The sequence below is a fragment of the Photorhabdus namnaonensis genome (assembly GCF_001684335.1).
GTDB lineage: Bacteria > Pseudomonadota > Gammaproteobacteria > Enterobacterales > Enterobacteriaceae > Photorhabdus > Photorhabdus namnaonensis.
On sequence record NZ_LOIC01000018.1, the window covers coordinates 42,131 to 51,084 of the forward strand.

Annotated in this window: 8 protein-coding genes; 3 read left to right on the top strand and 5 right to left on the bottom strand. The window is 37.0% G+C overall.

Annotation, left to right across the window (positions count from 1 at the left end; translation table 11 throughout):
• Nucleotides 1-665: 665 nt before the first annotated feature.
• From Phpb_RS02620 to Phpb_RS02635, 4 genes are all read right to left on the bottom strand, one after another.
• A complete protein-coding gene (locus Phpb_RS02620; protein ID WP_065389045.1) occupies nucleotides 666-1,253 on the bottom strand; it encodes a putative adenosine monophosphate-protein transferase Fic in 588 nt (195 codons plus the stop codon).
• Between the two features lie 7 nt (nucleotides 1,254-1,260).
• Nucleotides 1,261-1,743 (bottom strand): YhfG family protein, encoded by a 483-nt coding sequence (locus tag Phpb_RS02625; RefSeq protein WP_065389046.1) that lies wholly within the window; start codon nucleotides 1,741-1,743, stop codon nucleotides 1,261-1,263.
• Between the two features lie 79 nt (nucleotides 1,744-1,822).
• Nucleotides 1,823-2,359, bottom strand: a complete 537-nt coding sequence (locus tag Phpb_RS02630) for a GNAT family N-acetyltransferase (protein ID WP_065389047.1) — start codon at nucleotides 2,357-2,359, stop codon at nucleotides 1,823-1,825.
• A 332-nt stretch (nucleotides 2,360-2,691) separates the two neighbouring features.
• A complete protein-coding gene (locus Phpb_RS02635; protein WP_240492387.1) occupies nucleotides 2,692-3,180 on the bottom strand; it encodes a bactofilin family protein in 489 nt (162 codons plus the stop codon).
• 1,772 nt (nucleotides 3,181-4,952) lie between these two features.
• On the opposite strand from Phpb_RS02635, the gene Phpb_RS02645 reads away from it, so the two are divergent.
• A complete protein-coding gene (locus tag Phpb_RS02645) occupies nucleotides 4,953-5,228 on the top strand; it encodes a FaeA/PapI family transcriptional regulator (protein WP_065389050.1) in 276 nt (91 codons plus the stop codon).
• 205 nt (nucleotides 5,229-5,433) lie between these two features.
• The gene (locus tag Phpb_RS02650; protein WP_065389051.1) at nucleotides 5,434-5,889 is read left to right on the top strand and encodes a GNAT family N-acetyltransferase; all 456 of its coding nucleotides are present in this window, start codon (nucleotides 5,434-5,436) and stop codon (nucleotides 5,887-5,889) included.
• Between the two features lie 124 nt (nucleotides 5,890-6,013).
• On the opposite strand, the gene Phpb_RS02655 is transcribed toward Phpb_RS02650, so the two are convergent.
• Nucleotides 6,014-7,918 (bottom strand): autotransporter outer membrane beta-barrel domain-containing protein, encoded by a 1,905-nt coding sequence (locus tag Phpb_RS02655; protein ID WP_065389052.1) that lies wholly within the window; start codon nucleotides 7,916-7,918, stop codon nucleotides 6,014-6,016.
• A 427-nt stretch (nucleotides 7,919-8,345) separates the two neighbouring features.
• Here Phpb_RS02655 and Phpb_RS02660 point away from each other — a divergent pair, with 427 nt between their 5' ends.
• The gene (locus tag Phpb_RS02660; protein ID WP_065389053.1) at nucleotides 8,346-8,801 is read left to right on the top strand and encodes an acetyltransferase; all 456 of its coding nucleotides are present in this window, start codon (nucleotides 8,346-8,348) and stop codon (nucleotides 8,799-8,801) included.
• Nucleotides 8,802-8,954 lie beyond the last annotated feature (153 nt).

The following is an 8,954-nucleotide window of genomic DNA, read 5'->3' on the forward strand; positions in this document are numbered from 1 at the left end:
CTTTTGCCACAAATCCACCACGTTACCTCAACAGATTTTCAACAAAACAATAAAAAATTATATGAAAAGGGAACTTATTACCTATTATTAAACAATAATTAGTAACGCAGATAAATCATTCGATCTCCAATAAACCCCTGATGAGGTACCAACGATGAAGAAGTTATCAGCTTGTCTTTTAGCGTTAAGTATTACCACTTTCTCTTCCAACCAGGCATTCGCAACTATCTGTTTGCAAGAAAATAAGCCATTGACCAAATGTACTCAAGTATGCGGACCGATAGCTCTTTATAGTATTTTTTTCTCAATAGCTTGTTTTTAAATCAATTAATAGCAAGCAAAAGTGACAGGAATAATTTTATTCTTGTCACTTTACCATGAGGTTATCGTTCTCATTCATAATGATATATCTTTACACTGTTCAGTTATTCTAATAATTTCTGTTCATCCAAAGTAAATCCAAATTAGATAATTTGCACAATCATTAAATCGAATAAAATATAAAATTATCTATAGGGAATTATTTTAGATGAGAAAATCTATTTATCAGATATAATCTGATGTCAACCAATATAAGGCCATAATTAAAGCTATTTTTCTGCCTATTTAAGTTTATTATTTATTAAAGTCATTCTCATAAATAATCAATAAAATAGCCAAAAATATTAAATAGAAACACAGTCTGCGAAAATTCTCATTAGTGGTTGATAGTGACATTGATAAGCAGAAATATTAGCTTCAATCCACTGCTTAGCATCTATAGATTCAAAAGAGATTTTATATCCACAATTTATAACAATATATTCAAATAACAATCGCTGTGTCCGCCCATTTCCCTCTCTAAAAGGGTGAATCACATTTAACTCTGCATAATATTCAGCAAGTTTTTTAATAAGCTCCTGATAGTTGAATCCCACAAGATAGTTTTCATTCTCTAACATATCAAATATCCTATTCCCTTCCATCTCAATACATTTAGCATGACAGAAACGGGTATCCCCTTTAGATATATCAATTATCCTTAGCTGACCAGCCCAATCATATAAATCAGAAAATATCTGTTTATGGAGTCGACGCCAAAAGACCAAATCGTAAGGTGGTTCCTTGAACGAAATATTCAATATAGCAAGTTCAGTAAGCTCCCTTTCTGCCTGTTCAAGCACAACAGGATCACGAATACCTAATTTATTAATAAGTGTGTCGATACCCGGATATGTGTAGGGATCTTGCCCTGCTCCATATTTATCTACCATAATTACCTCATTGTAAACTATATTTCCTAATGAGTTCATTTTTAAGATTTTTTTGCTCTTTCGGCGTTTCAGGCAAACTATCCATAATAATATTTATCCCTTCAAGACGCATACTCTCTCTATAATTTTTTAATTTTACACTGTCAAAATAATGTTTTTTTTCATTATAAGTTGTCATTATTGTTTTTCTATTCTTTTGGTTTCTAATACCTTTCTCTTGCTGGCGGGAATATTTGAATTTAGCCAAGTCCAAATTACTCAATTTACAGTTAATCGCCTGACCACTTTCAAATATCCCCCAAGAAATAACTTCAAAATAACTGATCTTCCCATCCCTAATACGGTTAATTTTTACTTCTAAGTCTTGTTGCAATATTTGCAAAACCTGTTGTACCTTACGTTCAGATATCCCTGTCGCTTCAACAATTGAACGCGTGTTAGGATGATCTAACTTAGTCAAGGCCGCCATAACAGCTAATTCATATTTCATTTGAATTTCCAAGATACAATCTATGCAACGATAGTATAAAACATCAAAGTAACGAAAACCAGAAAAGAGAATCGCGTTATTATTGACGAATCCGGTAAAGCACATGTTCATGAAGTGAGTGTCCATCCGGTAATAAAGGATGTAAAAAAGTATTTTCATCTTTCACCATACCAAGCCGCTCCATAACTTTTTGAGATCGCAAATTAGAAATTGCCGTAAATGCAACTACTTCTTCAAGTTTTAATTGAGTGAAAGCAAAATCTAAAGCTTTACGTGCGGCTTCGCTGGCATAACCTTTACCCCAAAAGGGCTTATCAAGACGCCATCCAATTTCAACACAAGGTGAAAATGGTAATTCCGCCACAGGAATATTCAAACCGACAAAACCAATAAAATCCCCGGTCTCTTTCAGCTCCACAGCCCATAATCCCCAACCTTCCTGCTGCTCAAATCTCTGGATAATCGTATCCACCATCGTATTACTCTGTTCCTCCGTCAAAGTGGCAGGAAAATATTCCATGACTTCTGCGTTACTATTCAAATGGCAAAATGGTAATCTGTCTTCTTCTCTCCATGCACGCATGATTAATCTGTCTGTTTCCAACACCACAGTCATATTCTTCTCCCATCAATATTAGTTAACAAACAAGATACCTACCATACAACAAACCATATACTTTAATCAGAGTAATTAAAACAGTTAAATAGGTAGATTGTTATAGTAAACAAAACTAAAGAGGAAATATACCCGTCATCTTTCAAGTTGCCTCTTTGTTGGCTGCACTCGCTCACCCCGGTCACATAGTTCTCTATGCTCCCAGGGATTCGCTCCCTTGCCGTCGCGATGCATCTTGAAATCCATTGGGTATAGAACAACTCGTTAAAAACTAACAGGGAAGTGGCCCGTGCCGGCAGGATCTGAATCAGATATCACACGGGCCTGTCTTATCAGGCACTTGTTTTTACCGTGGCCTTATCTTTAGATTTATCATTATTGGTATCTTTTATCATCGGTATAACACGTTCAGATGCAGTTTTGTTTTCCACCCGTTCCGATTGTCCAAAAAACAAGCCTCCACGCTTGATAGACATACTGCCGCAACGACTGATTCCACGCAGCTCGCCATGTTCAAGAATATCCAACGTCTCCGCACAACAAGTCCCTTCAACATCGCCATCAATAATGATTTCCGGCGCACTAAGTTCACCTTCAACCCGTCCAGCGTGCATAATACGGATCGCACCCTCTTTCACTCGGATATTGCCAATCACTTTGCCCCAGATCTGTATATCACCTTCGACATCAATATCACCCTTAAATACCGAGCTTTTGGCGACAACAGTACAACGACGAGCTTCCGCACTAGCGTTCTTTTTATCATCAACAAATTGAGACACAGGCTCAACAGCCGCTGCCTCTGATTTTTTTCCAAACATAGTTTTTAATCTCGACCTCATGTGAATAAAGCAAAATATTAGCGCCAAAAAAGAGAGAATCGCGGTCACTGCACAGCCAAAAAGATTACCAGCCAGATAGAATCCCAGAGCAATGCTCCACATGATCCATATACAGCTCAAAAAAATGTTGTCTGAAAAACGATGTTTTGCCATGTTTGTTCACGTTTTTATTATTTTTCATACTTTTTTCGTTAGAAAATACAAAACCAAAATCACTATTTTGACAGAACAGATAACAATCAATGCTAAAGGAAAGCAGGTATTTACAACGTTATTAAACGGTTAAAGCCTATACCCGTCATCTTTCAAGCTGCTTCTTTGTTGGCTGCACTCACTCACCCCGGTCACATAGTTCTCTATGCTCCCGGGGATTCGCTCCCTTGCCGCCGCGATGCATCTTGAAATCCATAGGGTATATATTCATTCTTCGATAACAATTAACAAGGAAAAATTAACATTGAAATAGAAACTTCATTTCTATAATTGTTAACATAAACCAACAACAAAGTCACCTTATTAAGGTTTAATTTTATTTACAAATAACATATTATAAGAATTTTTCTCAATAATATCTCCTAATATTGATCTAACAAACATATTACTTATTTATACAAAAAAATTAATTTATTGAAAACATCAATATTATTGCACGAGAAAAATACCATTAATATCCGATAAATCAATTATTTTTATCAATAAATGATTCAATATTGGGAAATATAATAAATGAAAAATTGTATAGTGGGGATAATTTAAACGCTAGAATTTTATTAAAAACAATCTAACTTCATCTGTCTCATAATCAAGAAATAGCTATTAAAAAGTAAAATTTATCATTAATCTGAATATATGAAGTTTCTTCCGCTGACACAATTTCAGAGATTTATCAGTCTTATTATTCATCCGAGGCAAAGCCAGCAATATTTTTAATGTTGCCCGGGATAATAACTGATGAACTACTGGCTGTAATCTACAATTTACCAAATGGTTTTCAAGATTCTTATGAGTCAAAGCTCTCTCCCTTTTCAATATTACGTTGGAAATCTCTCCCGGATTTACAGCCTTACCAAAAAGATTATGTTCGGTAGAATAAGGCACAGCAATAATAGCACCATTACAGGTTACTATAATATAACTTAGATCGGCCCTATTTATAATAGACACAATACCCAATATTAATATGGTCGCTATTATAATTTTATTCAGTTTCATTTCCAATTATTACGATTATCTAATAATGATTAATATCAGCATAAAACAAAAATATATTTTAAATAAATAATTTCATTGTCAATCCTATTTTAATCTTATGAAGATTAGAAAAAATTTAACGCAAGGAATAAATCATAAAAAACATTTACATATTAACAATGACCCTATCGACCTTTCAAGTATTACAGAATAATTCAATTAATAAAAACAAAAAATACAAATTCAAATAATTTCACAACAAAACACTTAGATAACATTTCAATACGATCATTTGCGATCTATAGTGTCGCAAATTATATCTATATAAGAATAAAATACTTTATGCAGTTTGTTTTTCAAATTAAAAGATCTGAAATTTCAATTTTTCGATATAATCGATCTGCATCGTACAAAAACCAACCTTGACAAAACAGGATATTCCCGGCAATTTTTTATGTCTGAATAGAACATTCAGATTGCCCTCATGTGTTGAAATTAACCGTTGGATTATCCGAATTGCTCAAGATATCCAACTGGGTTCAATAAAGCCTGGAGTTAATATGGAAAACCGGAAAGATTCGACTCAACCTTCCCAGACGGATCAAGTACTCAATGTCATATCCGAATTATGTACTATTCGGAAAATGCAAGCGGCTCCCCCGCCAGAATCATGGCCTAGCACGCGTGATGTAGCAGAACAATGCGATTTCACCATCTACAAAGCGCGTTATCTGTTATTGAAACTGGCTAACAAAGGATTAGTTATGGTAACTCCATCTCCCATTAAGAATTCTCTCCGATGGTATATACCGGAAGACAAAATTAAGTCTATCTAATGTCAAGAAAATTTGAAGAAATGGATGTCTGTTCTGTACAGTAGGGCCTGTCTATATAGCCGAAAACTTGATGAGACAACATACGGCCCTATGGCGTTATTCATTCAAATCGCTGTATTCTTCCCATTACAAACGTCTCAACAACGCATTCAAGCGCAGAGATATCATAACCAATTATTATCATTTTATTTCAGAGGTAACCAGAATGGAAAAATTGCATCGTTGGGAAAAGGATGAATATGTTGTCTCTACAGATAAGAATAAATTAGATATCACGATCATACAGCGGTTTCTGACGAAATCGATTTGGGCAGAAGGGATCGATAAGGAGACAGTTAAGTTGTCGATCGAAAATAGTTTGAACTTTGGTCTGTATAAAAATACGCAACAAATAGGATTTGCTCGTCTCGTGACTGACTTCACAACTTTTGGTTATCTCATGGATGTTTTTGTTTTGGATGACTATCGAGGATTGGGATTAGGACGTTGGCTAATGACATGTTGCTTGGAACATCCCCAAATAGCACAGCTTCGCCATATTATGCTGGTCACTTCTATGGCGCCGTGGCTGTATGAAAAAATGGGTTATTCCCCGGTGAACGAAGAAAACTTTGTTTGGCAACTTGTTCGACCAGATATTTATAAACAACCTAAGCGATAAAGCGGTCATATCAATTAGTCATGAAAAATGCCCGACAAAGTAGTCGGGCATTACTACGACAATAGCCATACTATTGCGATAAACAGGGCTACTGTTTTATCAATTTGTATCTTTTAACCAGAAATTAGAAGCTGGCATTAACACCTAAGCTGAAAGCATAAGTGTGATTCTGAACGTCACCATCATTGCGTGATATTGACGCAAAAGCGCCCCAATCTTTTGTAATAGCAGCATTCATACCGATAACATATTCACGCCAGTTGGTGTCCTGCTTTTGGCTTTTACTAACGAAAGATGTCTGAGTTGAGTTAATGGCACTACTAATCTGATAGCGCCTATCGCCGAACTGGTGGTTAAACCGAACCTCAGCATAGGGGTTAAAACGACTAAAATTAGTGTCCAGACGCCAGCCTAATGTTCCGACCTGAGAATCGTAACGTTGATCACCGAAATGCATGGCCGTACTGCTATTACCTGATTCACGGTAACCTTTAACATAACTCTTATCCCAAGCGTATTGGATAATCGGGCTGGTCATCACCTCAGGTGTCAGCGGAATATCCCAACCCGCTGTAATGCGTCCTCCCCACTGATGACCGGTAGTCGAAGCATGTTCCTTGCGCAACCACTCATTGAGCACGATACCGCGCGTAATATCCTCATATTTCATGTCCAAATAGTGAAGATCGCCGCTAATCCAACCCTTATCGTAATAACGCCATAAGCCATAAGTGGTGAATACATAACCACGACCATCAGCGCGGAAATGATTAACTGAGCGCTTATCCTGATAACGCGAGATCATTCCCCCTAACAGAATATTATCCGTGAGTTGATAGTCACTACCCAGTGTCAGTGTACTGTTGTGATTACCGCTATAACCACCGAATACGCCTATTTTACCCTGCTCGTTACCCACGCTGCGTAACTGTTGCAAACGGTTGTCAAGAGAGGCAAGCGCCCCCTTCACCGGCACATTGTTGGTATTCGTCAGTGACATAACCTGATGTGGAGCATTAAGGATTGAAATAGTGTACTGACCGACCATATGTTGCGCGGTTGGAGTTGGATGAAAATTATCAGCAAATAAAAAGATTTGACTGGCATTAAAACCGGTATCACTGGAATGACAAGCACCGGCATTCACACCCTGAGCACAGGCATAACCTACAGTATTGGAAAAACCGTAACGTAAAGGATTATCAATGACCTCATGTAAAAGTGCATTAACATCAACCCGAACAATATTGCCGCCATCCTGACTCAATGAGATGTCTTCTAATTTATTATAGCTATCAACCAATGCTGAAGCGTTGCTACTTAATTGCTTATAAGTATCCTCAGCTTTTTTGGCATCTTCCTTCGAAACTTCTGACGCCATCTTTTTAAAAACACCATCGATAATTTTAAGGCGAGTATCTCTATCAATTGTGGTATATCCATTTAATATCGTATGAATATCATTCATCTGTTCAGAAGTGGCTCGTGTACCGATAACAAGCTCCAAAATCTTCGGCGTCATACCAACATCAGGAACCGTAGGCACGATCACTAACCCGGCCCCCTTATCAAGAAGCATATGCACCTGGGATGCAGCGGCTTTCGCACTATCCCCAATCATTTTTTGTGCGTTACCTGGATCTCTTAATGCCGCCTCAACATCATTACCACCAACCCAATGAACATACATGCCATTAGGATCAGCACGACCACCGTGGCTTGCCAGATAATTATCTAATTGATTCTGAGTAGTGTTATCTTTATTTCCAGAATTAGGAATAGCAGTCGCTCCACCTGCCGCATAATTATTCCCCCCACTTTTAGAATTGATAAGTTTAGTCCCTAAATGTTGAGCAATAAGATCGTTATACAACTCACTAGTTGTACCATTGGTCGTAAACCGACCATTATTTCCGCCATCGCTTAAACTATCACCAAAAACATATAGATGGTCATAAGCGTATGCATTCGAAATTGCACTTATCGAAAGTGCTAACATGCCTGGTGTAAATATAAATGCCCTTTTCATTAATATAATCCTCAAGAAGTTATTTTATATTTATCATTGAACTAGCCGTTCAACTGAAATGATCAATCTAAATAGAAACTACGTTAATGAGATATGACGCATTCCTCTTTTTGATTAACCAATACCTCATTATAGTTAGTAATAGAGAGAATCCTGTATTGTTTTTTTAGATTTTAAAGTTTAGTGTTGTTTGATTGTTCAATTAATCAAATCGGTTAAAATTCAACTATCTACAATAAGTAATATTAGACCAAATAGATTGAATTCTCTCCTTTGTTTCATGAAATAGATCACAAAACAGACAGAAGAAGATTCCGATAAGAATAATGGCTAACTCTAAGTAATATCTGAATCGATCCATCACAATAAACGTGGTAACGTTAATTCATCATCGGTTTAAGCAAATAAAAGATTAAGAAGAATAAATATGAGAATTCAGCAAGCAATAAAGGCCGACTTCAATAAACTGATCGAAATCTGGGAAGCCTCGGTACGAGCAACACATGATTTTTTATCTGACGAACAGATTAATGAATTGCGCCCATTAATTCTGCATACTTATTTACCGGCGCTGACTGTTTATAAAGCGATAAATGACAAACACGAAATTAAGGGTTTTATTAGTGTTGATCAGCATCGAGTTGAAATGCTGTTCATATCCCCGGATTCCCGAAGTAAAGGCATCGGCAAAGCGTTGCTGAATTTTGCTATTAGCGAATTAGGTATCAATGAACTTGATGTTAATGAACAAAATACTCAAGGAGTGGGTTTCTATCAGCACCAAGGATTTCGCGTTTTCAACCGCTCAGAAATTGACGGTCAAGGTAATCCATTTCCGTTACTACATATGCGAATTGAACGGCCAGACGCCGAAGCTACCTAGCTCACTCTTTCCCCACATGGCGCCACTATTATCGAGGCAGCGACAATCTCTTCGCTGCCCAAACCTATACCCTATGGATTTCAAGATGCATCGCGACGGCAAAGGAGCGAATCCCCGGGAGCATAGATAACTATGTGACCGGGGTGAGCGAGT